Source organism: Acidovorax sp. sif1233, assembly GCF_019218755.1.
Lineage (GTDB): Bacteria > Pseudomonadota > Gammaproteobacteria > Burkholderiales > Burkholderiaceae_C > Acidovorax.
In genome coordinates this window covers 831,700-853,383 of sequence record NZ_JAHUWZ010000001.1, presented here as the reverse complement: position 1 = coordinate 853,383, position 21,684 = coordinate 831,700, and the positions used below count along the sequence as shown (strand labels likewise).

The 21,684-nt window shown below is 69.1% G+C and carries 19 protein-coding genes; 13 read left to right on the top strand and 6 right to left on the bottom strand.

What is annotated here, in order from left to right:
- Window positions 1-37 precede the first annotated feature (37 nt).
- Together KW843_RS03880 and xseB are read right to left on the bottom strand one after the other, a co-directional pair.
- A complete protein-coding gene (locus KW843_RS03880) occupies window positions 38-976 on the bottom strand; it encodes a polyprenyl synthetase family protein (protein WP_218294430.1) in 939 nt (312 codons plus the stop codon).
- Entirely contained in the window at window positions 973-1,215 is a 243-nt protein-coding gene (gene xseB, locus KW843_RS03875) for an exodeoxyribonuclease VII small subunit (protein WP_218293763.1), read from the bottom strand. Before xseB ends, KW843_RS03880 begins: the two co-directional genes overlap by 4 nt.
- Window positions 1,216-1,524: 309 nt before the next feature.
- Here xseB and KW843_RS03870 point away from each other — a divergent pair, with 309 nt between their 5' ends.
- From KW843_RS03870 to flhC, 5 genes are all read left to right on the top strand, one after another.
- Window positions 1,525-2,679 carry an aromatic ring-hydroxylating dioxygenase subunit alpha gene (locus KW843_RS03870; protein WP_218293762.1) on the top strand — a complete coding sequence of 385 codons (1,155 nt, stop codon included), beginning with the start codon at window positions 1,525-1,527 and terminating at the stop codon, window positions 2,677-2,679.
- Window positions 2,680-2,819: 140 nt separating this feature from the next.
- Window positions 2,820-3,731 (top strand): DMT family transporter, encoded by a 912-nt coding sequence (locus KW843_RS03865; protein ID WP_218293761.1) that lies wholly within the window; start codon window positions 2,820-2,822, stop codon window positions 3,729-3,731.
- A gap of 77 nt (window positions 3,732-3,808) precedes the next feature.
- Entirely contained in the window at window positions 3,809-4,708 is a 900-nt protein-coding gene (locus KW843_RS03860; RefSeq protein ID WP_218293759.1) for a sulfurtransferase, read from the top strand.
- A 291-nt stretch (window positions 4,709-4,999) separates the two neighbouring features.
- Window positions 5,000-5,326, top strand: coding sequence for a flagellar transcriptional regulator FlhD (gene flhD, locus KW843_RS03855; protein ID WP_008902803.1), 327 nt, complete (start codon window positions 5,000-5,002; stop codon window positions 5,324-5,326).
- 57 nt (window positions 5,327-5,383) lie between these two features.
- On the top strand, window positions 5,384-5,941 hold the full coding sequence (gene flhC, locus KW843_RS03850) for a flagellar transcriptional regulator FlhC (RefSeq protein ID WP_218293757.1): 558 nt from the start codon (window positions 5,384-5,386) through the stop codon (window positions 5,939-5,941).
- Between the two features lie 260 nt (window positions 5,942-6,201).
- On the opposite strand, the gene KW843_RS03845 is transcribed toward flhC, so the two are convergent.
- Together KW843_RS03845 and KW843_RS03840 are read right to left on the bottom strand one after the other, a co-directional pair.
- The gene (locus tag KW843_RS03845; RefSeq protein WP_304505111.1) at window positions 6,202-6,798 is read right to left on the bottom strand and encodes a FlgO family outer membrane protein; all 597 of its coding nucleotides are present in this window, start codon (window positions 6,796-6,798) and stop codon (window positions 6,202-6,204) included.
- Window positions 6,795-7,532, bottom strand: coding sequence for a hypothetical protein (locus tag KW843_RS03840; protein ID WP_228899943.1), 738 nt, complete (start codon window positions 7,530-7,532; stop codon window positions 6,795-6,797). The genes KW843_RS03845 and KW843_RS03840 overlap by 4 nt, the downstream gene beginning before the upstream one ends.
- 142 nt (window positions 7,533-7,674) lie before the next feature.
- On the opposite strand from KW843_RS03840, the gene KW843_RS03835 reads away from it, so the two are divergent.
- Both KW843_RS03835 and KW843_RS03830 read left to right on the top strand, forming a co-directional pair.
- A complete protein-coding gene (locus KW843_RS03835) occupies window positions 7,675-8,910 on the top strand; it encodes a spherulation-specific family 4 protein (protein ID WP_218293756.1) in 1,236 nt (411 codons plus the stop codon).
- 162 nt (window positions 8,911-9,072) lie between these two features.
- The gene (locus tag KW843_RS03830; RefSeq protein WP_255594519.1) at window positions 9,073-10,419 is read left to right on the top strand and encodes an AI-2E family transporter; all 1,347 of its coding nucleotides are present in this window, start codon (window positions 9,073-9,075) and stop codon (window positions 10,417-10,419) included.
- On the opposite strand, the gene KW843_RS03825 is transcribed toward KW843_RS03830, so the two are convergent.
- Together KW843_RS03825 and ppc are read right to left on the bottom strand one after the other, a co-directional pair.
- Window positions 10,358-12,409 (bottom strand): EAL domain-containing protein, encoded by a 2,052-nt coding sequence (locus tag KW843_RS03825; protein ID WP_218294428.1) that lies wholly within the window; start codon window positions 12,407-12,409, stop codon window positions 10,358-10,360. The genes KW843_RS03830 and KW843_RS03825 overlap by 62 nt on opposite strands.
- A gap of 266 nt (window positions 12,410-12,675) precedes the next feature.
- Window positions 12,676-15,465, bottom strand: coding sequence for a phosphoenolpyruvate carboxylase (ppc, locus tag KW843_RS03820; RefSeq protein WP_218293753.1), 2,790 nt, complete (start codon window positions 15,463-15,465; stop codon window positions 12,676-12,678).
- A gap of 138 nt (window positions 15,466-15,603) precedes the next feature.
- On the opposite strand from ppc, the gene hemC reads away from it, so the two are divergent.
- The 6 genes from hemC to KW843_RS03790 all read left to right on the top strand — a co-directional run bounded on the left by hemC (window position 15,604) and on the right by KW843_RS03790 (window position 21,629).
- Window positions 15,604-16,548 (top strand): hydroxymethylbilane synthase, encoded by a 945-nt coding sequence (gene hemC / locus KW843_RS03815; protein ID WP_218293751.1) that lies wholly within the window; start codon window positions 15,604-15,606, stop codon window positions 16,546-16,548.
- Window positions 16,549-16,555: 7 nt separating this feature from the next.
- Entirely contained in the window at window positions 16,556-17,368 is an 813-nt protein-coding gene (locus KW843_RS03810) for a uroporphyrinogen-III synthase (protein ID WP_218293750.1), read from the top strand.
- Window positions 17,365-18,498 (top strand): uroporphyrinogen-III C-methyltransferase, encoded by a 1,134-nt coding sequence (locus tag KW843_RS03805; RefSeq protein ID WP_218293749.1) that lies wholly within the window; start codon window positions 17,365-17,367, stop codon window positions 18,496-18,498. The genes KW843_RS03810 and KW843_RS03805 overlap by 4 nt, the downstream gene beginning before the upstream one ends.
- Before the next feature lie 163 nt (window positions 18,499-18,661).
- Window positions 18,662-19,939: a heme biosynthesis HemY N-terminal domain-containing protein gene (locus KW843_RS03800; RefSeq protein WP_218293748.1), complete on the top strand. Its 1,278-nt coding sequence runs from the start codon at window positions 18,662-18,664 to the stop codon at window positions 19,937-19,939.
- Between the two features lie 358 nt (window positions 19,940-20,297).
- Entirely contained in the window at window positions 20,298-20,879 is a 582-nt protein-coding gene (locus tag KW843_RS03795; RefSeq protein ID WP_218293747.1) for a cytochrome b, read from the top strand.
- 174 nt (window positions 20,880-21,053) lie between these two features.
- Window positions 21,054-21,629, top strand: a complete 576-nt coding sequence (locus KW843_RS03790) for a YceI family protein (protein WP_218294427.1) — start codon at window positions 21,054-21,056, stop codon at window positions 21,627-21,629.
- Window positions 21,630-21,684: the final 55 nt, after the last annotated feature.

Below are 21,684 nucleotides of genomic sequence, written 5' to 3'. Positions count from 1 at the left end.
GTTTCTTCATCGCGACGCGGCACGGCCCGGGCCCTGCTCAGTGCGAGCGGCGCACCACCATGTCCGCCAGGGCCGCCAGTGCGCGGGTATCGGGCAGGCCGCTGCGGGCCAGCGCCGCATGCGCCTCGCCCAGGAGTTCGTCGGCATGGGCCCGCGCGGGCTCCAGCCCAAGCAGCGAGACATAGGTGGGCTTGTCGGCCGCCGCGTCCTTGCCCGCCGTCTTGCCCAGCGTGGCCGAATCGGCCACCACGTCCAGGATGTCGTCGACCACCTGGAAAGCAAGGCCCATGGCGGCGCCATAGTCGGACAGCGCCTGGTACGCCGCGCCCACCGCATGGCCGCACACCGCGCCCATGAGCACGCTGCCCTGCAGCAGCGCGCCCGTCTTGAGGCGGTGCATCTGCCGCAGCTGGTCCTGCGTGAGCGCAACCCCCACGCTGGCCAGGTCGATCGCCTGCCCACCCGCCATGCCGGCCGACCCCGCAGCGCAGGCCAGCAGCCGGCACAGCGCGGCCTGGGTGGCAGCGGGGATGAGGGTGTTGTCCGGCGTCAGCAATTCGAACGCAAAGGCCTGCAGGGCGTCGCCCGCCAGCAGCGCCTGGGCCTCGCCAAACTGCACGTGCACCGTGGGCTTGCCCCGGCGCAGCACGTCGTTGTCCATGCAGGGCATGTCGTCGTGCACCAGCGAGTAGGCGTGGATCAGCTCCACCGCGCAGGCCGCGCGCAGCGCCGCGTCGTCGAATACCGCGGAGGCGGAGGCACCGCTGCACACCGCCTCATAGGCCGCCAGCACCAGCAGGGGCCGCAGGCGCTTGCCGCCGTCGAGCACGGCGTAGCGCATGGCATCGCCCAGCCCGGCGGGCGCGCCGTGGCCCACCCACTGCGAGAGGGCCTGCTCCACGCGTGCCAGGTGGTTCTGGCTCCAGAGATTCATGTCAAGGGGTCGGCTCGCACACGCCATCGGCACCGCGCTCATTCCTGGTTCCATGGTTGCAGCTGTCCTTCGTCCAGCACCTTGATCTGGTCCTGCACGGCATCGAGCCGCTGGCGGCAGAACGCCAGCAGCGCCGCACCGCGCTGGTAGCCGGCCAGCATCTGGTCCAGCGGCAGCTGGCCCGATTCAATGCGGGCCACGAGTTGCTCCAGCTCTTCCAGCGCCGCTTCGTAGCTAGCGGGTTCGGCGGGGGGCGCGGGAGTTGCGGGGGCCTTGGGCATGGAGGGGGCGACGGTGCGCGGGTGAAAAACCGGTCATTTTAGGCGCACCACCGCGGCGCGGCGCGGGACGCCCCCCGGCGCGCTCCGCCCCCGGCGCCAGAAGCCTGTGTCCGGCCCGCCACGGGGCCGCGGCACGCCGTGAGCGGATGGCCGGAACAGGGGTTTCAATACACGTAAGTGGGATGCGGGAATAACCCCACCGCCTATAATCCCATTCCCGTCGAGCCGGCTCATCTCCTGAGCCGGTTTCTTTTTTCCAGATGCGCCCAGGCGCACCTCCCTGTGGGGAGTCTTTAGGTCAGGTCACCCATGTCTGATTTAAGTCTTCAACTGCAGCAGGCCGCAAGCCAACTACCAGTTTCAAGCTACTTTGACGATGCGCTGTTCCAGCGCGAGCTGGAGTCCATCTTCCAGCGCGGGCCCCGCTATGTGGGGCATCAACTGTCCGTGCCGAACGTCGGCGACTACTACGCACTGCCCCAGGAGGGCGAGGGCCGCGCCCTGGTGCGCAACGCCCAGGGCGGGGTCGAGCTCGTCTCCAACGTCTGCCGCCACCGCCAGGCCGTCATGCTCAAGGGCAAGGGCTCGCTGCACACCCAGCAAAAGGGCAGCGCGGGCGGCAACATCGTGTGCCCCCTGCACCGCTGGACCTACAGCCCCCAGGGCGAGCTGCTGGGCGCCCCGCACTTCGCGAACGACCCCTGCCTGAACCTGAACAACTACAAGCTGCGCGAGTGGAACGGCCTGCTGTTCGAGGACAACGGCTACGACGTGGCCGCCGACCTCGCCCAGATGGGCCCGCGCGCCGACCTGGACTTCGAGGGCTACGTGCTCGACCACGTGGAGCTGCACGAGTGCAACTACAACTGGAAGACCTTCATCGAGGTCTATCTGGAGGACTACCACGTGGGGCCCTTCCACCCCGGCCTGGGCAGCTTCGTGACCTGCGAGGACCTGCGCTGGGAGTTCGGCAAGAACTACTCGGTGCAGACCGTGGGTGTGGCCAACCGCCTGGGCAAGGCCGGCAGCCCCGTGTACGAGCGCTGGCATGAGGCCCTGCTCGCCTTCCGGGAGGGCAAGCCGCCCAAGCACGGAGCCATCTGGCTCACGCTGTACCCCCACATCATGGTGGAGTGGTACCCGCATGTGCTCACCGTGTCCACGCTGCACCCCGTCAGCCCCACCAAGACGCTGAACATGGTGGAGTTCTACTACCCCGAGGAGATCGCCGCCTTCGAGCGCGAATTCGTCGAGGCGCAGAAGGCCGCCTACATGGAGACCTGCATCGAGGACGACGAGATCGGCGAACGCATGGACGCCGGCCGCAAGGCCCTGCTGGCCCGTGGCGACAACGAAGTGGGCCCTTACCAAAGCCCCATGGAAGACGGCATGCAGCACTTCCACGAGTGGTACCGTGAGGCGATGGGCTCGGACACCATCGACCCGGCAACGCCAAAACGCTGAATACGGCGGCAAAACCCCGCCAATCCGCAGGCCCACCATGGTCTGCTCTCATTACAATAGCTGCCAGTGCTTAAAAAATAAGCGCTGGCAGCTATTTTCATTTCTGCGCCCCACGGCGCGCCTCGAGAGACCACAACCCGATGCAAGCCCTCTGGATGGTGTTGGCCGCGTTCCTGTTTGCCAGCATGGGCGTGTGCGTCAAGATCGCGTCGGACTTTTTCAACTCGGCCGAGCTGGTGTGCTACCGGGGCCTGATCGGCATGTTCATCCTGTGGCTGCTGGCGCGCTCGCAAAAGGTGACGCTGGCGACGCAATACCCCGGCATGCACGCCTGGCGCAGCCTGGTGGGCGTGACCTCGCTCGGAGCCTGGTTCTTCGCCATCGCCCACCTGCCCCTGGCCACGGCCATGACGCTCAACTACATGAGCAGCGTGTGGATCGCCGCCTTCCTGATCGGGGGCACGCTGCTGGCCTGGCGCCCCTCGCCAGCCACCCCGCGCCCGGCCCTGCAAGGCCCGCTGGTGCTCACCGTGCTGGTCGGTTTTGTGGGCGTGGTGCTGATGCTGCGCCCCAGCCTGGACCAGAACCAGGCCTTTGCCGGCCTGATCGGGCTGATGTCGGGCCTGACGGCTGCGTTTGCCTATATGCAGGTGGTGGCGCTGTCGCGCCTGGGCGAGCCCGAGTCGCGCACCGTCTTCTACTTCGCCGTCGGCTCGGCGGTGGCGGGCGGCGTGGCCATGCTGTTCACCGGCACCTCGGCCTGGCCGGGCTGGCAGGCGCTGTGGCTGCTGCCCATCGGCGTGCTGGCCGCGGGCGGCCAGCTGTGCATGACCAAGGCCTACGCCAGCGCCAAGACCCAGCGCGGCACGCTGGTGGTGGCCAATCTGCAGTATTCGGGGATCGTGTTCGCCGCCGTCTACAGCGTGCTGCTGTTTGGCGACAAGATTCCGCCCATCGGCTGGATCGGCATGGCCCTCATCGTGGGCAGCGGCATCGTGGCCACCATCCTGCGGGCCCGCGCCGCGCCCGGCGCGCCGGCCGAAGAACATTGATACGAAGTGGGCATGCCATCGGCTTTCCAACTGGACACAATGGAGCCCGTCTTTCCCTTCGCACCGGACCGCACCCCATGACCTACACGACCCTCATCTCCGCCCCCGAACTGCAAGCCCTGGCCGCCAGCGGCGCGCCGTTGATGGTGTTCGACTGCAGCTTCGACCTGATGCATCCCAGCGCGGGCGCCCAACAGTACGCGCAGGTCCACCTTCCCGGCGCCGTGTACGCCGACCTCAACAACGACCTGAGCGCCAGACACGGCGCGCCCGGCGCCGGCGGCACGCTCACCGCGCAGGAAGCCGACCTGCCCGCGTCCGGCGGCCGCCACCCGCTGCCCAGCCGCGAACGGTTTGCCATGTGGCTGTCCAGCGTGGGCTTCGCCAACAACATGCAGGCCGTCGTGTACGACCGCCAGGGTGCCAACTACTGCGGCCGGCTGTGGTGGATGCTCAAGTGGGCGGGCCACGATGCAGCGGCCGTCCTCGATGGCGGCCTGCAGGCCTGGCAGGCCGCGGGCGGCCCGGTGGCCAGCGGCGAGGAACCCGCGCGCTTTCAGTCCAACTTCCAGCTGGGCGAACCCCTGCGCCGGCTGGCCACTGCCGCCGACGTGCTGACCCGGCTGCGGCAGCCCGGCCAGACCGTGGTCGATGCGCGGGGGGGTGCCCGCTACCGTGGCGAGGTGGAGCCGCTGGACCCGGTGGCGGGCCACATCCCCGGCGCGCTCAATCGCCCGTTCACCGAGAACATCGCCGCCGATGGCCGCTTCAAGCCCGCCGCCGTGCTGCGCGCGGAGTTCAACGCCCTGCTCGCGGGCCGCGACCCGGCCGGCGTGGTGCACCAATGCGGCAGCGGCGTGAGCGCGGTGCCCAACCTGCTGGCCATGGAAGTGGCCGGGCTGGGGCCCAGCGCCCTCTTCGCGGGCAGCTGGAGCGAATGGTGCAGCGACCCGGCACGGCCGGTCGAGCGCGGATAAACCACGGGCAAGCGGTTTTTACATTTGAAGGCCGCCGGGCCACAACGCCCGGGCAGCGGCCGCGGCGGCGTTCGCCGCAGCAGGCACCGCCGCTGGCGTTGCAGGACGGCGGCTGCTGGCCATGTAAGGCAAATTCCTACAGGGTGCACCGTGGAACCAGACACGCGGCACAGCCAAACCCCGACTTAATTTTTGATTGGGGCGGTTTCACAATCCATTTCAACGGATCGCGAAAACCTGCAAACAGCAGGCCACCACGCAAGACCCGGAACTGGAACAAAGGAAGCCGCCATGACCAACGAACAACTCCTCGCTGAAATCCGCGAAGCCAACCTCACTTACCTGATGCTGGCCCAGACCCTGATTCGCCAGGACAAGGCAGAGGCCGTGTTCCGCTTGGGCATGAACGAGGAGTCTGCCGATATTCTCGCATCGCTGTCGGCGGCGCAAGTGATGAAACTGGCCTCCAGAAACACGCTTCTTTGCAGCTTCCGCGTGGACGACAACCTGGTGTGGAGCCTGCTCACCAACCACTCGGCCAAGAAGGTGGGCAACGAGGCCACCAACACGCTGCACGCCAACATCCTGATGGCCAGCCGCGTGTCCGAAGTGCTCTGAGCCCACCGCCAGACCTTTGCACCGAACGCCCTCCATCTCTCTCGCCGAAAGCCCGCCATGTCCTCCACCACCGCCGCCAAAGCCCCAGCCAAGAGCGTTCTGAACGAATCCAAGCAGATCGAACGCGCCGCCATGCTGATCCAGATGGGCGCCCGCATGCAGGTGCTGGAGTCGGAAACCACGCTGTCGTACGAGCGCCTGATCCGCCTGTACAAGGAAATCGCGGGCAAGTCGCCATCGAAGGGCCAGCTGCCCTTCTCCACCGACTGGTTCCTGACCTGGCAGGAGAACATCCACAGCTCGCTGTTTTTGAACATCTACGAATACCTGTCCAAGGGCGTGGACCTGGATTCGGTGGAGCTGCTGACCAAGGCCTACCGCCTGTACAACGAACAGGTGGCCACGGCCGAGATCGAACCCCTGCTGTCGTTCACCCGCGCCTGGCGTCTGGTGAAATTCGTGGATGCCGGCATGCTCACCCGCACCAAGTGCGCCCAGTGCAGCGGCCAGTTCGTGACCGAGCTGTACGAGAACCGCCATTTCACCTGCGGCCTGTGCAACCCACCCGCCCGCGCTGGCAAGAGCAAGACGGCCGGTGCACTGATGCTGCATTAAGTACATCCCCCTGAGCGGCTTTGCCGCCTCCCCCTTCTCTCGAATCGCTACGCGATTCGGGAAAGGGGACGATGCCCTCGCTGCGGGGCGGCCCTTGCTTGGCATCCCTGGCAGGGGGAAGGCAGCGCCAGTTCGTAAGGCTCGCCCGGTCGGGTCGAGCGTTCAAGAATCCAAGTCAAATTGGCACTTTGCGCTTATAAAACAAGCGCGAGCAGCTATCAAATTAATATCAAATCCGGCTGAGGCCTGCGAGCGCCCTGCTACCTCCCGGCCAGCAGCGCCCGCACGTTTTCATCCATGGGCACCGCATAGTTGTGCGCCGCCACCACGGTGTTGCCCACTGGGTTCACCAGCTTGAGGCTGATGTACACCACCGACGTGGACACCGCGTACGTGCCCACCACCACCGCCTGCGCGTCCTGGGCCTGGCTCACCTCGCGCACCTCGCGCGACAGCAGCAGCTCGCCCTGGTCGCGCTGCAGCAGCAGGTTCTCGCGCAGTTTCACCTCGGTCACCTTCAGGCCCCGGTGCACCATGCGGCCCGCGATCTGCTCGGAGAAGATGCGGCCCAGCCGCGACGATTCGGTGAGCCGGTCCACACTGACCAGCGTGGCCACCAGCACGGGCTGGTTGGCGTCCAGCGGTGCGGTCTGCAGCAGCGCATCGGTGGCGCGTTCATTCAGCTCGATGAGGTTGCTGCGCGATACTCCGCCCGCCCGGTCGCCGTAGTAGTAGCTGTGCATGGGGTTGGTGGTCTCGCAGCCTTGCAGGCCCGCCAGCGCAAAAGCGGCGGCCGCCCACCAGCTGGCGGCGCGTGCGCCCCGGGGAGCTTGTTGCGACGTCCACAGCCCCTTCATGGCGCCACCACCCGCCAGGTCTTGACGGGCGTCATCGGTGCAGGCGCGGGCGGCCGCTCGGGCTGATACAGCACCGCGTCGGCCCCCTCGATGTAGTACAGATCGGCCGTGCCGGCCAGGTACCTGTCGCGCGATTTGAGCGTGGATGTGATCAGCACCTCCGTGCGCGTGGGGCCGCCCGCAGCGGCGCCCTGGGTGTAGAGCTGGGCCATGTCCAGCGCCACCCCCGCCCCCACGCCCAGGGCCGTGGCCACACCCGGCAACAGGGTGCGGTCGGAATAGTGCACCGCCCAGTCGCGCCACACGCCCACGCCAGTGCCGATGATGGTGCCGGCCATGGGCACGGGCAGGCCGCGCGGCGAGCCAGACCCGTGCTGCACCAGTTGCGTCTGCACCTCCAGCTCCACCGCCGTGGGCACCGTGGACACCGCCACGCCCCGGTTCAGCAGGTGCACCTTGAGCAGCTTGAGAAAGCTCTGGTTGAAACTGGAGTTGTCCGCCACCGTGACGTACAACGGGTATTCGCCCTCGGGCCAGGATGCGATCTTTTCGGCCACGCGCCCGGCCACATCGCCCGCCAGCACATCCCAGTGGTGCACGGCACGGGCTTTCTTCTGGCCGGTGGCGGGGTAGTTGTCGGCACGCGGCACGTCCAGCGTGCCGCAGCCGACCAGCAGCGCTGCGCACAGCAAGGCTGCTGCGGCGGCCGGAATGCGGTGAAGGAAGGATGGCATGTGGGCCATGGTACTGGCGCCCGCCTGCTGCAATCGGCGCAACAAGGCCGTTTTTCCCGGTCAAAGCGGCCGTTTCAGCCCTTGGAGCCGCCCGCACGAACCTTCACAATCAGCCCATTCATACCAACACTCCGTCACGACCATGCTCACCACAACCCGCACCCACCGCCTCGCGTCCTTGATGGCCCTCACTGCGGCTCTGGCGGGCTGCGGCGGCGCCACGGACAAGGACAACAACACGGCCGCCCCGCCGCCGCCCGCGAGCGCGCCCGTCACGCTGCATTTCGTGCAGCCCGCCGAGAACGTGCTCGAACCCGGCGCATCCGAGCCGCTGGCGGCCGACGTTACCGTCAACGGCGGCTCAGCCCCCAACGGCACGGTGGTCACCTTTATTGTCAGCCCCTCCGCAGCCGCCACCTTCTCCCCCGTGGCGCCCACCACCGTGGCCAGCGTGGCCAGCACCACGCTCACCGTGAGCAGCCTGCCGCCCAGCGCCACCTTCCAGGTCAGCGCCACGGCCACCAGCAGCGCCAACACGGCGGGCGACAGCCTCACGTACTACGTGCGCCCCACCCACAAAAACCTGCAGGTGCTGGTGCCCGCGTATTTCAGCGCCAGCGGCACCTCCTCGCCCTGGGCCACCCTCACCAGCGGCGCAGCCAGCTACCCGGACGTGCAGATCACCGCCGTGGCCAGCGCCAGCGACGGCGTGCTGACTGCGGACTCCGAGGTTGACGACGACCTGCTTACGGCCATCAAAGACTTCAAGGCCGTGGCGGGCACTACCAACAAAGTCGTCGCCTACGTGGCCACCTCGGGCAGCGGCGGGTCGCGCTCGGTGGCCGACGTGAAGGCCACCATCGACAACTACATCCGCCTCTACCCCGACCAGCTCGACGGCTTCTTCCTGGACGGCATGGCCACCGACAGCGCACGGCTGGCGTACTTTCAGGACGTCTACAACTACGCCAAGGCCCGGGCCTCGGGCATGAGCAAAGGCGCCACGCCGCCCAACGCGCCCACCGTGATCGGCAACCCAGGCACCTACCCCGTAGCGGCCTATGCGGGTGTGGCCGACACGTTGGTCACCTACGCAGGCAATGCCGCCGCCTACCAGGCCACAGACCCCCAGCCCGCCAGCACCTGGGTCTACGCCAAGGACAACACCGCCCAGGCCATGCTGGTTCACACCGCCAGCACCTGCACCGACATGCAGGCCGCCGTGAAGCACGCCCACCGGCCCCGCCTGAACACCGGCATGGTCTATGCCACCAACCTGGCCATCGGCGCCTCGTGGTCGTCACTGCCCACCTACTGGCAGCAACTGCTGGGCACGGTGGATGCACTCAACAAGAAGCGCCCGCTGCCGCTGTGCTGAGGCCACCGGGCAGGGCGCCGAACCCTGCCACACAGGCACCGCTGGCGGGTCGCCGGGCAAACCACCTGCCAGAGCGTGCGAACCGCAGCATCCCGCCGCCGACACGCTGCATGTCAGCCCGACCTACAACCCAGCAGGCCCGAGTCCCATCACAATCCGCGCATGATGACCGAGCCCACCCCTGCATCCCCACCCGCACCCGCTGCCGAGCCGCCACAGCCAGACAGCCCCGCCGCTGACGCAGCCCCGACCTTGCCCCCCCACGCGCCTGCGGCGGAAGGCCCCGCACCAGTCGTCCAAGCGGCCGAAGCGGCCCCACCCGCCAAAGCCAGGTCAACCCAAGACAGCCCCCCACCGCCTGCGCAGCTGCCAAGCGGCGCGCCCGCAGCCACCGCACCCCTCACCGGCCCGCTCATGCTCCACATGCCCGTGGACGTGCGCAACCTCTCGCTCGCGCTGCTGGCCCTGTTTGCCGGCGTGGCGCTGCTGCACTGGGCCAGCGCCGTGTTCATCCCCATCATGCTCAGCCTGCTGCTCACCACGGCGCTGCGGCCCGCCGTCGAGCTCCTGCGGCGCTGCCACGTGCCGCGCTGGCTGGGCGCGGGCGTGCTGCTCATCGCCATCGTCTTCGGGCTGGCGAGCGCCGCCTGGTCGCTGAGCGACGGGGCCGCGCAGCTCGTCGACTCGCTGCCCGTGGCCGCCAAGAAGGTGCGCGACAGCATCAAGGCGCGCGCAGGCACCAGCAGCCCGCTCGACACCGTGCAGAAGGCCGCCACGCAGATCGAGCAGGCCGCCAACGAAAACAGCGCCGCCAGCCCCACCCGGCGGGGCGTGCAGCGCGTGGTGGTGGAGCGCCCTCCGTTCAACATCCGCGACTACCTGTGGAGCGGCACCATGGGGCTGATGTCGGCCCTGGGCCAGCTCACCGTGGTGGTCTTCCTCACCTTCTTCGCGCTGGCCTCCGGCAACCTGTTTCGCAACAAGCTGCTGCGCATCGCGGGCACCAGCCTGGAACGGCGCAAGGTCACCATCCACGTGCTGGAAGACATCACCAACCAGATCCAGCGCTACCTGCTGGTGCAGGTGCTCACCAGCGCCCTGGTGGGCGTGGCCACGGGCCTGGCCTACTGGGCCCTGGGCCTGGAGAACGCGGCCGTGTGGGGCGTGGTGGCCGGGGTGCTCAACCTCGCGCCCTACATCGGCTCGGCCCTGGTCACCGGCGCATCGGCCCTGGTGGCCTTCCTGCAGTTCGGCACCCTGGACATGGCACTGGCCATCGGCGGCGCGTCGCTGGTCATCCATACCCTGGTGGGCAACCTGCTCACGCCCTGGCTCACCAGCCGCACCAGCAGCATGAGCCCCGTGGCCGTGTTCGTCAGCGTGCTGGCCTGGGGCTGGCTGTGGGGCCTGTGGGGCCTGCTGCTGGGCATCCCGGTGATGATGGCCGTCAAGGCGGTGTGCGACCGGGTGGAGGATCTGAAGGCGGTGGGGGAGTTGCTGGGGGACTGAGGTCCAGGCGCTGCTGCACGAACGCGGGAAGCTCGTCTGCAGGCACCGCCCGGCCGAAATACCAGCCCTGCACCTCCAGGTCCATGGTCCGGGGCAGCCGTTGCAGCTGCTCGGCGGTCTCGACCCCTTCCACCACGATGCCGCAGCCCAGCCCCTGGCAGAAGTTGAGCAGGCCTTCCAGCACCCGCCCTCCCTGCGCCTGCGCGCTGGCGAGCACGAAGCTGCGGTCGATCTTGATCGTATCGACCTCGAAGGCATGCAGGTAGCTCAGGGATGAGTAGCCGGTGCCAAAGTCGTCGATGGAGACCTTCGCGCCCACAGCGTGCACACGGGCGATGGCGTTGCGCATTCCGAAGACATCCGCGGCCAGGGCATCCTCGGTCAGCTCGATGCTGATGCAGCCGGCCGCTGGCGCGATCAGGTCCACCAGACGGATGCAGTGCTCCTGCGACATGAGCGTGGGGCCCGTGATGTTGATGGAAATGGGCAGCTCGAAGCCCGCGTTGCGCCAGCGCCGGTACTGCCGCAGCGCCGCAGCCGCCACCCACAGGTCCACGTCCTTCATCAGGCCCGCCTCGGACAGCCAGGCCAGGAACGCCCCGGGGGGCTGGACGCGGCCCCGGGAATCGCGGGCCCGCAGCAAGGCCTCGCAGCCCGTGCACCGGCCGGTGCGCAGCGACACCTGGGGCTGGTACTCCAGGAAGAATTCGTAGTCCCCCATGCGGCGCACCTGGGCCAGCAGTTCCTCGCGGCGTGCCTGGCCTTGTTGTGCGACCACCACGGGATCGCGCGCATAGAGGCTTCCCTCCTCCTGCAGGCGGGTGAAGGTGGTGTCCAGCCCGGGCAAGTGCACGGTGGTTTCGTTGTGGCGCTCCAGCGAGCGCACCGCAGGCCCATACAGGCACGCGCCGAGCAGCACCAGCGCCAGCTGCAGGGCCACCGCGCCCCAGTCGCCCTGGGTGCTGACATAGGCATTGAAGACGACCGGCGCATTGAGCGGCATGGGCATGCTGGCCACGGACACCCAGCCCGCCTGCACGGCCGCCAGCGCCAGGCAGGCATTGAGGGCGGGCACGGCCAGGAACGGCAGCAGCATGCGCAGGTTCAGGATCAGCGGGATGCCGAAGAGCAGCAGCTCGTTCACGTTCAGCAGCGCCATCGGCAGGCTCGCCAGCGCGAGCAGGCGCAGGCCGGGGCTGCGGGCGCGCCACAGCACGGCCAGCACCAGCGACAAGGTTCCGCCCGAGCCGCCGATGAAGGCAAATGCCCCCAGCAGGCCCGCGTTCAGGGGATGCTGCGGCACCTGATCGGCCAACAGGGCCTGGGCGTTCCAGCCCACGGCCTGGTCCAGGGACTGGAACAGCGGCTGCAGCGCGTGGTAGCCGTGGATGCCAAAAAACCACAGCAGCGAATTCAGGCCCGTGAGCAATACGGCGTTGAGATAGGACTGATCGGGGTTGGCCACATCGATGGGCAGGCGCCAGTGCACCAGCCCCTCCCACTGCTGCAGCAAGGCCAGAACGACCACCAGCAGCGCGGTGGTGGCGATGCCGGGAACCACCATGTTCATGGCGTCCTCCACGTTCTCGCTGACCTGGGCCATGCGCGCGACCCGCAGCCCGCGCACCCGCATCAGCCAGGCCATCAGCGGCACGGTGACAAGCGGGGCGGCAATCGCGATGAACAGCACCAGCGTGGCCGCCGCCCGCGGATGGCCGCGCAGCAGGTAGGCGGCGAGCGCGGCATGGACGAAACACAGAAAGGCCACCGGCAAGCGTGGCAACCGGTGGCGGATGGCCAGCATGTAGCCGATGGAGGCGGTGATCAGCAGCGGCAGGATGCGGCTGATCTCCCCGTGCAGGTCCGCCAGCAGGTCGGCCACGGAGGCCGGCAGGCCCAGCATGCGCGCCAGCACCGACAGCACCAGCAGGACGGCCGACACCATCAGGCACGGCAGGACCCAGAGCAGCCCTTCGCGAATGGCACGCATCGCGTCGGCCCTCGCCACGGCCTCCAGCCGCCGGGACAGTAACAGCCGCCAGAACGCAAGATCAATGCCCAAGCCATGCCTCCCACCCTGAAGCGACCGCGAGGATGCCGCCTGGAGCCTGCCCGGCAGCCCCCAGATTCCCCGCACCCGTCCGAAGAGGCGGCCGGCGATCTGCCCGCGTGTCCTCTCCCCCCTGGGCCCATGCTATCGGGCCTGCCCGCATCTTGCAAAGGGCGCCACCGCGGCCCCCAGGGAAGCCGACGACCTCAGCCCGTGTTGCGCAGCCCCGCAGCGATCCCGTTGATCGAGATGTGAATCCCCGTCTGCACCCGCTCATCCCCCTGCCCCGCGCGCCAGCGGCGCACCAGTTCCACCTGCAGGTGGTGCAGCGGGTCGATGTACGGAAAGCGGTGCTTGATGGAGCGGGCCAGCGCCGCGTTGTGCGTGAGGCGCTGCTTGTCGCCCGTGATGCGCGTGAGCGCCTCGGCCGTGCGGTGCCACTCGGCCTCGATGCTGGTGAACACCTTCTTGCGCAGGCGCGCGTCGGTCACGAGTTCGCTGTAGCGCGAGGCCAGCGCCAGGTCGCTCTTGGCCAGCACCATGTCCATGTTGGACAGCAGCGTGCGGAAAAACGGCCACTGGCGGTACATCTTCTGCAGCAGGGCCAACTGGGTCTTGGGGTCCTTGCCTTCCAGGTTCACGAACGCATCGACCGCCGAGCCAAAGCCGTACCAGCCGGGCAGCGTGAGGCGGCACTGGCCCCAGCTGAAGCCCCAGGGGATGGCGCGCAGGTCTTCGATCTTCTGGCTGGCCTTGCGGCTGGCGGGGCGCGAGCCGATGTTCAGTTCGGCGATCTCGCGGATCGGCGTGGAGTTGAAGAAGTATTCGGTGAAGCCCGGGGTGTCGTACACCAGCGCGCGGTAGCTGCCCATGCTGGCCAGCGAGAGCTGCGCGGCGGCGTCCAAGAACGCCTTGGTGGCGGGCTTGGTGGGCTGCAGCAGCGTGGCTTCGAGCGTGGCAGCCACCAGGGTTTCCAGGTTGCGTCGGCCGATCTCGGGGTTGGCATATTTGGAGGCGATGACTTCGCCCTGCTCGGTAAGGCGGATCTGGCCGCGCACGGTGCCGGGGGGTTGCGCCAGGATGGCCTGGTAGCTCGGGCCGCCGCCCCGGCCCACGGTGCCGCCCCGGCCGTGGAACATGCGCAGCTGGATGCCATGGCTGGTGGCGAGTTCGTCGAAGAGTTCGACGAGGGCGATCTCGGCGCGGTACAGCTCCCAGTTGCTGGTGAAGATGCCGCCGTCCTTGTTGCTGTCGCTGTAGCCCAGCATGATGTCCTGCTCGCCGCCACTGCGCTGCACCAGGGCGGCCACGCCGGGCAGCGCATAGAACTCGCGCATGATGGGCGCGGCATTGCGCAGGTCTTCGATGGTTTCGAACAGGGGCACCACGATGAGGTGGTTGCGCGACTCGGCATCGAGCGTGCCGTTCATCAGGCCCACTTCCTTCTGCAAGAGCAGCACTTCGAGCAAATCGCTCACCGTTTCGGTGTGGCTGATGATGTAGTGGCGGATGGCCTCGTGGCCGAAGCGCTCGCGCATCACGCGGGCGGTTTCGAAGATGGCCAGTTCGCCCTTTGCGTGTGCGGAATACTCAGCGCCCACCACGCGCAGCGGGCGCGCGTCGTTCAGCAGCTTGATGAGCAGCGCGCGCTTGGCGGCTTCCTGCAAGCCCGCGTAGTGGGGCTCGATGCGCGCCTTGGCCAGCAGTTCGGCCACCACCTCCTCGTGCTTGTCGGAGCTTTGGCGCAGGTCCACCGTGGCCAGGTGGAAGCCGAACACCTGTACGGCGCGGATCAGGGGGTGCAGGCGTTCGCCCGCCAGGGCCTCGCCATGGTGCGATTGCAGCGAGGCTTCGATCACCCGCAGGTCGGCCAGGAACTCCTCGGCGCTGCCGTAGGGGTTCTGCGGCACCACCGCATGGCGCGCGGCTTCGCCGCCGGTCAGTTCCTTGAGCGAGGCCGCCAGGCGGGCGTAGATGCCCGTGAGCGCGCGGCGGTAGGGCTCGTCCTGGCGGTGTTCGTTGGTGTCGGGCGAGCGCAGGGCCAGGGCCTCCATCTCGGCGGACACCTGCACCAGGCGCGCCGACAGCGACAGCTCGCCGCCCAGGTAGTGCACCTCGGTCAGGTAGTGGCGCAGGGCCACCTCGGCCTGCCGGCCCAGTGCGTATTGCAGGGTCTGCGCGGTGACGTTGGGATTGCCGTCGCGGTCGCCGCCGATCCACTGGCCCATGCGCAGAAAGCTGTGCACGGGGTACTGGCCCAGCTCGTTCTCCAGGTCGGCGTAGATCTTGGGGATCTCGCGCAGGAAGGTGGCCTCGTAATAAGAGAGCGCGTTTTCGATCTCGTCGGCCACGGTGAGCTTGCTGTAACGCAAGAGGCGCGTCTGCCACAGTTGGGCCACACGGGCGCGCAGCAGGGCTTCGTTGGCAGCCAGTTCGCGCGGGGTGAGCGCGTCCTTGGCGCTGTTGTACAGTTGGGCACGCACCTGGATGTCGTCGCGCACGGCCAGCAGCTGGGCAATGTCGCGCTCGGCATCCAGAATGCTCTTGCGCTGCACTTCGGTGGGGTGGGCCGTGAGCACCGGGGCCACGTAGCTGCCCGCCAGCGTCTGCGAGATGGTCTTGGGCGCGATACCCGCCCAGCGCAGGCGCGACAGTGCCACCTCGATGCTGCCCTCCTGCGTGTCCCCCGCGCGCTCGTGCACGGCGCGGCGGCGGATGTGGTGGCGGTCTTCGGCCAGGTTGGCCAGGTGGCTGAAGTAGGTGAAGGCGCGGATCACGCTCACCGTCTGGTCGCCCGAGAGCGACTTGAGCAGCTTCTTGAGCGCGCGGTCGGCCTCCTGATCGGCATCGCGGCGGAACGCCACCGACAGCTTGCGCACCTGCTCCACCAGCTCATACGCGGCCACGCCCTCCTGCTCCCGGATCACGTCGCCCAGAATGCGGCCGAGCAGGCGGATGTCGTCAATCAGGGGCTGGTCCTTGTCGGATCGTTTCATGCGGTGGTCTCCGGAATGGGATGGGGGGATCGCCGGCGCCGTCCGCCCGGCATGCCCCCGGGCCGCACCAGCCCCAGTGCGGGCGCATGCTAGCATCGCCCGCCCCTGAATGATTACAAACAGGTTACGAACTTGAGCATGCCCCAGACACCCCTCACCATCGTCATTGCCACGCGCGAAAGCCGTCTCGCCCTGTGGCAGGCCGAGCATGTACAGGCCCTTTTGCGCGCACGAGGCCACACGGTGGAGCTGCTGGGCATGACGACCAAGGGCGACCAGATCCTGGACCGGTCGCTGAGCAAGGTGGGCGGCAAGGGCCTGTTCGTGAAAGAGCTGGAGGTGGCGCTGGAAGAAGGCCGCGCGCACATCGCCGTGCACTCGCTCAAGGATGTGCCCATGGAACTGCCCGAGGGTTTTGCCCTGGCCTGCGTGATGGAGCGCGAAGACCCGCGCGATGCGTTTGTCTCGCCCAACTACCCGAACATTGATGCCCTGCCCCAGGGCGCGGTGGTGGGCACCTCCAGCCTGCGCCGCCAGGTGCTGCTGCAGGCCCTGCGGCCCGACCTGAGGATCGAGCCGCTGCGCGGCAACCTGGACACGCGCCTGCGCAAGCTCGATGAAGGCCAGTACGACGCCATCGTGCTGGCGGCGGCGGGCCTGAAACGCCTGGGGCTCGCCTCCCGCATCCGCGCCACGTTCGAGCCCACGGCCATGCTGCCTGCGGCGGGCCAGGGCGCGCTGGGCATCGAGGTGCGCAGCGACCGGCAAGACCTGATCGACGCGCTGGCGCCGCTGGCCCACCAGCCCACCTGGCTGACCGTGGCCGCCGAGCGCGCCGTGAGCCGCGCCATGGGCGGCAGCTGCTCGATGCCGCTGGCGGCGCACGGCACGCTGGCCGCCGGCGTGCTGCAGCTCGATGCCGCCTGGGGCGACCCGGACGGCCAGGCCCCGCTGGTGCGCGCGCAGGCCAGCGCCCCCGTCGGCACACTGGCGCAGGCCGAAGCGCTGGGCGACGCGATTGCCCAGCGCCTGCGCGCGGGCGGCGCACGGGGCGCGGACCCCGCCAGCCTTCCACAACCCTGAGGCGCCCATGCCCTCGCCCCGGGTGATCGTCACGCGGCCCGCCCGCGAGGCCGCGTACTGGGTGGAGATGCTGGGCGCGCACGGCATCGGCGCCGTGGCGCTGCCGCTCATCGCCATCGGCCCCTGCCGCGACCCCGCTGCGCAGCAGGCGCTCGCCCGGGCCAGGGCCCACCTTGCGCAGTACCGCGCCCTGATGTTTGTCAGTGGCAATGCCGTGGCCCATTTTTTTGGATCCAGTAGGCCTCCAGCGCTGGATGGACAAGCGCTGGCAGCTATCAAAACAAGAGCATGGTCACCCGGCCCCGGCACGGCACGCGCACTGGAGCAGGCCGGCGTGCCCTCGGCCTGCATCGACGGTCCGGCGCCCGATGCGCCGCAGTTCGACTCGGAAGCGCTGTGGCAGCAGGTGGCCGCGCAGGTACGGCCCGGCGACCGCGTGCTGATCGTGCGCGGAAGATCCGGCAGCGTGCCTGAATCCGCCCAGGGCAGCGGCCGCGACTGGCTGGCCCGCCAGATCGAGGCAGCGGGCGGCACGGTGGAGTTTGTGGTGGCCTACCAACGCGGCGCGCCCCGCTTTTCAGCGCACGAGGTGGCGCTGGCGCAACAGGCGGCGCACGATGGTTCCCTCTGGCTGCTGAGCAGTTCCGAAGCCGTGGCCCACCTGGCCGAGGCCCTGCCCGGCCAGCCCTGGGGCGCCGCGCAGGCGCTGGCCACGCACCCGCGCATCGCCGAGGCGGCCCGTGCGGCGGGCTTTGGCGCCGTGCGGGAATGCCGTCCGGCCCTGGAAGACGTGGTGGCCTCGATAGAATCGGCGGCATGAGTTCCGTGCCCCCCAACGATCTGCCCCCTGCACCCGCCGCAGCCCCCGTGGCGGCGCCCGTGGGCGCACCCGCAGCGGGCCCCGCGCCTTCGCACGCCGCGCCGACACCCGCTCCCGGCCGGGGCGGCGCCGTGACGCTGCTGCTGGGCACCGTGGCGGCGGCGGCACTGGTCAGCAGCGGCCTGCTGTGGCAAAAACTCAGCTCCATCCAGGAGCAGCTCGCCCGGCAGTCTGCGGACTCGGGTGCGCAGGCGATCGAGGCCCGCACCATGGCCCGCCAGGCCGAAGAGCTGGTGCGCGAGACCGCCGCCCGCCTGTCGGTGGCCGAGGCGCGGGTGAGCGAGGTGGCGCTGCAGCGCAGCCAGCTCGAAGAACTCATGCAGAGCCTGTCGCGCTCGCGCGACGAGAACCTGGTGGTGGACATCGAATCCGCCATCCGCCTCGCGCAGCAGCAGGCTCAGCTCACCGGCAGCCTGGAGCCGCTGGTGGCCGCGCTCAAAAGCGCCAACCTGCGCATCGAGCGCGCCGCCCAGCCCCGGCTGGCGCCCGTGCAGCGCGCCATCGGCCGCGACCTGGACCGCCTGACCCGCGCCACCGTCACCGACACCGCCGGCCTGCTGGCCCGCCTGGACGACCTGGTGCGCCAGGTGGACGAGCTGCCCGTGCTCAATGCGGTGGCCCAGGCCGCCGCCACGCGGCGCCTGTCGGCCGCGCCCCCGGCGCCGGGCGGCATGCCGGCCTCCACCGGCGGCATGGCCTGGTGGCAGGCCGCGCTGCAGCGCAGCTGGGAAGTGGTGCGCGACGAGGCCCGGGGGCTGGTGCGGGTGAGCCGCATCGACCAGCCCGAGGCGATCCTTCTGGCGCCCGAACAGACCTTCTTCCTGCGCGAGAACCTCAAGCTCAAGCTGCTCAACGCCCGCCTGGGCGTTCTCGCGCGCCAGTTCGACTCGGCCCGGGCCGACCTGGCCGCCGCCACCGTGGCGCTGAACAAGTACTTCGACCCGGCCTCGCGGCGCACGCAGAACGCGGCCAGCACGCTGCAGACGGCCCAGGCCAGCATGAAGGCGGCCGAGCAGCCGCGCCTGGACGAAACCCTGTCCGCGCTGGCCACTGCCGCAGCGGGAAGGTAAATGAATCACCCCCTGAGTCGCTTCGCGCCTTCCCCCTCTCCTGCGGGAGGGGGACGCCACCGGTGGCCTGGCACAGCCAGTTCCACGGTGGCGCTCGCCTGGACCGCGCCCGTGCCACGGGCTGCGGGCGCCGCCTTGCGCGGTGGAATAACGGACTGACGACATGCGCGCAGCACTTTGGCTTTTGGCATTGTTTGGCGTGGCCGTGGCCGCCGCGCTGTTCGCGGGCAACAACCAGGGCACCGTCACCCTGTACTGGCCGCCCTACCGCATCGACCTGTCGCTGAACATGGTGGTGCTGTTGCTGGTGGGCGGTTTCGTCACCGTGTACGCGGCGCTGCGCGCGCTGGCCGCCCTGCTGGAACTGCCCCACCAGGCCCGCCGCTGGCGCGTGCAGCAAAAGGAGCGCGCCATGCACGCGGCCTTGCTCGATGCGCTGACCCACATGCTCGGCGGGCGCTTCATCCGCTCGCGCAAGGCGGCGGTGGCCGCACTGTCGCAGGAACATGCGCTGGGCGCCGCCGGCGAGGCCGTGCCCCACGGCCGCCAGCTGCGCGCCCTGGCCCACATGATCGCGGCCGAGGCCTCGCACGCGCTGCAGGACAGCGCCACGCGCGAGAGCCACCTGCAGGACGCGCTTCAGGAAGCCCCCGCGCGCGGCACCGTGAGCGAGCAGGAAATGCGCGAAGGCACGCAGATGCGCGCGGCCCGCTGGTCGCTGGACGACCGCGACGCGGGCGCGGCGCTCGACCGCCTGGCCGCCCTGCCCCAGGGCGCGGCCCGGCGCACGCTGTCGCTGCGCATCAAGCTCAAGGCGACCCGGCTGGCACGGCAGACGCAGGAGGCGCTCGATACCGCGCGCCTGCTGGGCAAGCACCGCGCGTTCTCGCCCGCCGCGGCCCAGAGCATCGTGCGCGGCCTGGCCACCGAGCTCATCAACAGCGCGCACGACACCGCGCAGCTGCAGCAGATCTGGATGTCGCTGGAGTCCTCCGAGCGCAACATGCCCGAACTCGCCATCCATGCCGCCCAGCGGCTGGCCGCCCTGGGCGGCGATGCCACCCAGGTGCGCGCCTGGCTGCTGCCGGTGTGGGAACGCATGGTGGACCTGCCCGACGCACTGGCCGAGCACCATGCGCTGAAGCTGGTACGCGCGCTCGAAGCCGGGCTGGACGCACTGGACGCGCCCTGGCTGGCCCGCATCGAATCCGCGCACCAGGCCAACCCGCGCGATGCGCGCCTGCAGTACCTGGCGGGCATGGCCTGCCTCAAGCGCCAGCTGTGGGGCAAGTCCCAGCAGCTGCTCACCCAGGCGGCGCAGCAACTCGCCGACACCAGCCTGCGGGCGAGCGCCTGGCGCCATCTGGCGGAACTGGCCGAAAAGCGCGGGGACGAGGCCGCTGCCGCCGAGGCCTGGAAGAAGGCCGCGCTCGGCCAGTAAGCGCCCCGGCCTCTCCCTTTTCTCAAGGCAGGCCGCCGCACCGCGCCGTGCGCGTGCGGTAACCGCCACCACGCGCCCCGCAGCGGTTTCAGTCCCTCGGCATGCCCCCTGATGGGGCATTCCCCATGCCCAGCCCCTCCCCCGTCCCCGGGCCATGCACACGCCGCACAGCATTGGGGAACTTTGAGCGCTCAGGCCCTCTCAATTCATTTTTTTTGAATTGAAGCATCAATCTGCCTGAAACCGAATGCGGTGACGGCTTTCTACACTGCCCCATTGCTTGACGAATGTCAGCCTTGGCCGAGAGGCGCTCGCCCGGCGCCTCCACCTGACCACCCGCTTTGCTTTTTGCTCCCAGATGACTGCCCCTGCCACCACCGCCCTCCCGGCCGCCGCAACGCCCCGCCGCTACACGCGCACCGCCATGCTTTTGCACTGGGTGCTGGGCCTGGCGCTGATCGGCCTGTTTGGCGTGGGCATCTACATGACGGGCCTGCCGTTCTCGCCGCAGCGGCTCAAGCTCTACAACTGGCACAAGTGGGCGGGTGTCACCCTCCTCGTGCTGTCGGTGCTGCGCCTGCTGTGGCGCGCCACGCACCGCCCCCCCGAACTGCCGCCGGCGATCGAGCAGGCCATGCCGGGCTGGCAGAAGCTGGCGCACCACGCCACGCACGGGCTGCTCTATGCGCTGTTCTTCGCCGTGCCGCTGATCGGCTGGGCCTACAGCTCGGCCGCCGGTTTCCCCATCGTGTTCCTGGGCCTTTGGCAGCTGCCCGACTTCGTGCCCGTGAGCAAGGAGCTGGCCGAGGCCATCAAGCCCTGGCACCAGTACACCGCATTTGCAATGGCGGGCCTCGTGGTGCTGCACATCGCGGGCTCGCTCAAGCACCAGATCGTGGACCGCGACGGCCTGCTCGCCCGCATGCTGCCTGGTGGATGAGGCAGGCCCCGAGCCGCTTCGCGCCGTCTCCCTCTCCGGCGGGGAGGGGAACGCATCCGCAGGCCCGGCAGAGCCGGCTCCACGGGTGCACTGGCGGATGCGCGCCCCTGACATACACCAGCCGACCGCCCCACCTTCTCTTTTCTGTCTTTTGAACGGAGTTTTCGAATGAATCTGTCTTCTTCTTCCACCCTGTCCCACATCGTGCTGGGCGCCGCCCTGGCCGTGGGCGCCCAGGCCGCCCTGGCCCAGCAACAACTGGTGCCCGCCCAAAGCGAAGTGCAGTTCACCGCCCGCCAGATGGGCGTGCCGCTGGACGGCCATTTCAAGAAGTTCAGCGCCCAGGTGGCGTTCGACCCGGCCAAGCCGGCCACCAGCAAGATCGCGTTCACGGTCGATACCGGCAGCGCCACGCTCGGATCGCGCGAGACCGATGCCGAGCTGCCCAAGCCCACGTGGTTCAACGTGGGGAAGTTCCCGCAGGCGCAGTTCGAATCCACCGCCATCAAGGCGCTGGGTGGCGGCAAGTTCGAGGTGGCGGGCAAGCTCACCATCAAGGGCACGGCGCAGAACGTGGTGGTGCCCGTCACGCTGACCCAAAGCGGGGCCAGCACCACCGCCACAGGCACGCTGCCCATCAAGCGCCTGGCGTTCAAGATCGGTGAGAACGAGTGGGCCGACACCTCGATGGTGGCCGACGACGTGACCGTGAAATTCAAGCTCGCACTCACCGGCGTGGGCAAGATTTGAATGAAGCTCCCCCGGAGTCGCTTCGCGCCTTCCCCTCTCTCGCATTGCTACGCAA

What these genes read in the sequence shown, in the direction of transcription:
- KW843_RS03880 (WP_218294430.1), bottom strand. Translation starts at nt 976, where the DNA reads ATGAGCGCGGTGCCGATGGCGTGTGCGAGCCGACCCCTTGACATGAAT.
- xseB (WP_218293763.1), bottom strand. Translation starts at nt 1,215, where the DNA reads ATGCCCAAGGCCCCCGCAACTCCCGCGCCCCCCGCCGAACCCGCTAGC.
- KW843_RS03870 (WP_218293762.1), top strand. Translation starts at nt 1,525, where the DNA reads ATGTCTGATTTAAGTCTTCAACTGCAGCAGGCCGCAAGCCAACTACCA.
- KW843_RS03865 (WP_218293761.1), top strand. Translation starts at nt 2,820, where the DNA reads ATGCAAGCCCTCTGGATGGTGTTGGCCGCGTTCCTGTTTGCCAGCATG.
- KW843_RS03860 (WP_218293759.1), top strand. Translation starts at nt 3,809, where the DNA reads ATGACCTACACGACCCTCATCTCCGCCCCCGAACTGCAAGCCCTGGCC.
- flhD (WP_008902803.1), top strand. Translation starts at nt 5,000, where the DNA reads ATGACCAACGAACAACTCCTCGCTGAAATCCGCGAAGCCAACCTCACT.
- flhC (WP_218293757.1), top strand. Translation starts at nt 5,384, where the DNA reads ATGTCCTCCACCACCGCCGCCAAAGCCCCAGCCAAGAGCGTTCTGAAC.
- KW843_RS03845 (WP_304505111.1), bottom strand. Translation starts at nt 6,798, where the DNA reads ATGAAGGGGCTGTGGACGTCGCAACAAGCTCCCCGGGGCGCACGCGCC.
- KW843_RS03840 (WP_228899943.1), bottom strand. Translation starts at nt 7,532, where the DNA reads ATGCCATCCTTCCTTCACCGCATTCCGGCCGCCGCAGCAGCCTTGCTG.
- KW843_RS03835 (WP_218293756.1), top strand. Translation starts at nt 7,675, where the DNA reads ATGCTCACCACAACCCGCACCCACCGCCTCGCGTCCTTGATGGCCCTC.
- KW843_RS03830 (WP_255594519.1), top strand. Translation starts at nt 9,073, where the DNA reads ATGATGACCGAGCCCACCCCTGCATCCCCACCCGCACCCGCTGCCGAG.
- KW843_RS03825 (WP_218294428.1), bottom strand. Translation starts at nt 12,409, where the DNA reads ATGCGTGCCATTCGCGAAGGGCTGCTCTGGGTCCTGCCGTGCCTGATG.
- ppc (WP_218293753.1), bottom strand. Translation starts at nt 15,465, where the DNA reads ATGAAACGATCCGACAAGGACCAGCCCCTGATTGACGACATCCGCCTG.
- hemC (WP_218293751.1), top strand. Translation starts at nt 15,604, where the DNA reads ATGCCCCAGACACCCCTCACCATCGTCATTGCCACGCGCGAAAGCCGT.
- KW843_RS03810 (WP_218293750.1), top strand. Translation starts at nt 16,556, where the DNA reads ATGCCCTCGCCCCGGGTGATCGTCACGCGGCCCGCCCGCGAGGCCGCG.
- KW843_RS03805 (WP_218293749.1), top strand. Translation starts at nt 17,365, where the DNA reads ATGAGTTCCGTGCCCCCCAACGATCTGCCCCCTGCACCCGCCGCAGCC.
- KW843_RS03800 (WP_218293748.1), top strand. Translation starts at nt 18,662, where the DNA reads ATGCGCGCAGCACTTTGGCTTTTGGCATTGTTTGGCGTGGCCGTGGCC.
- KW843_RS03795 (WP_218293747.1), top strand. Translation starts at nt 20,298, where the DNA reads ATGACTGCCCCTGCCACCACCGCCCTCCCGGCCGCCGCAACGCCCCGC.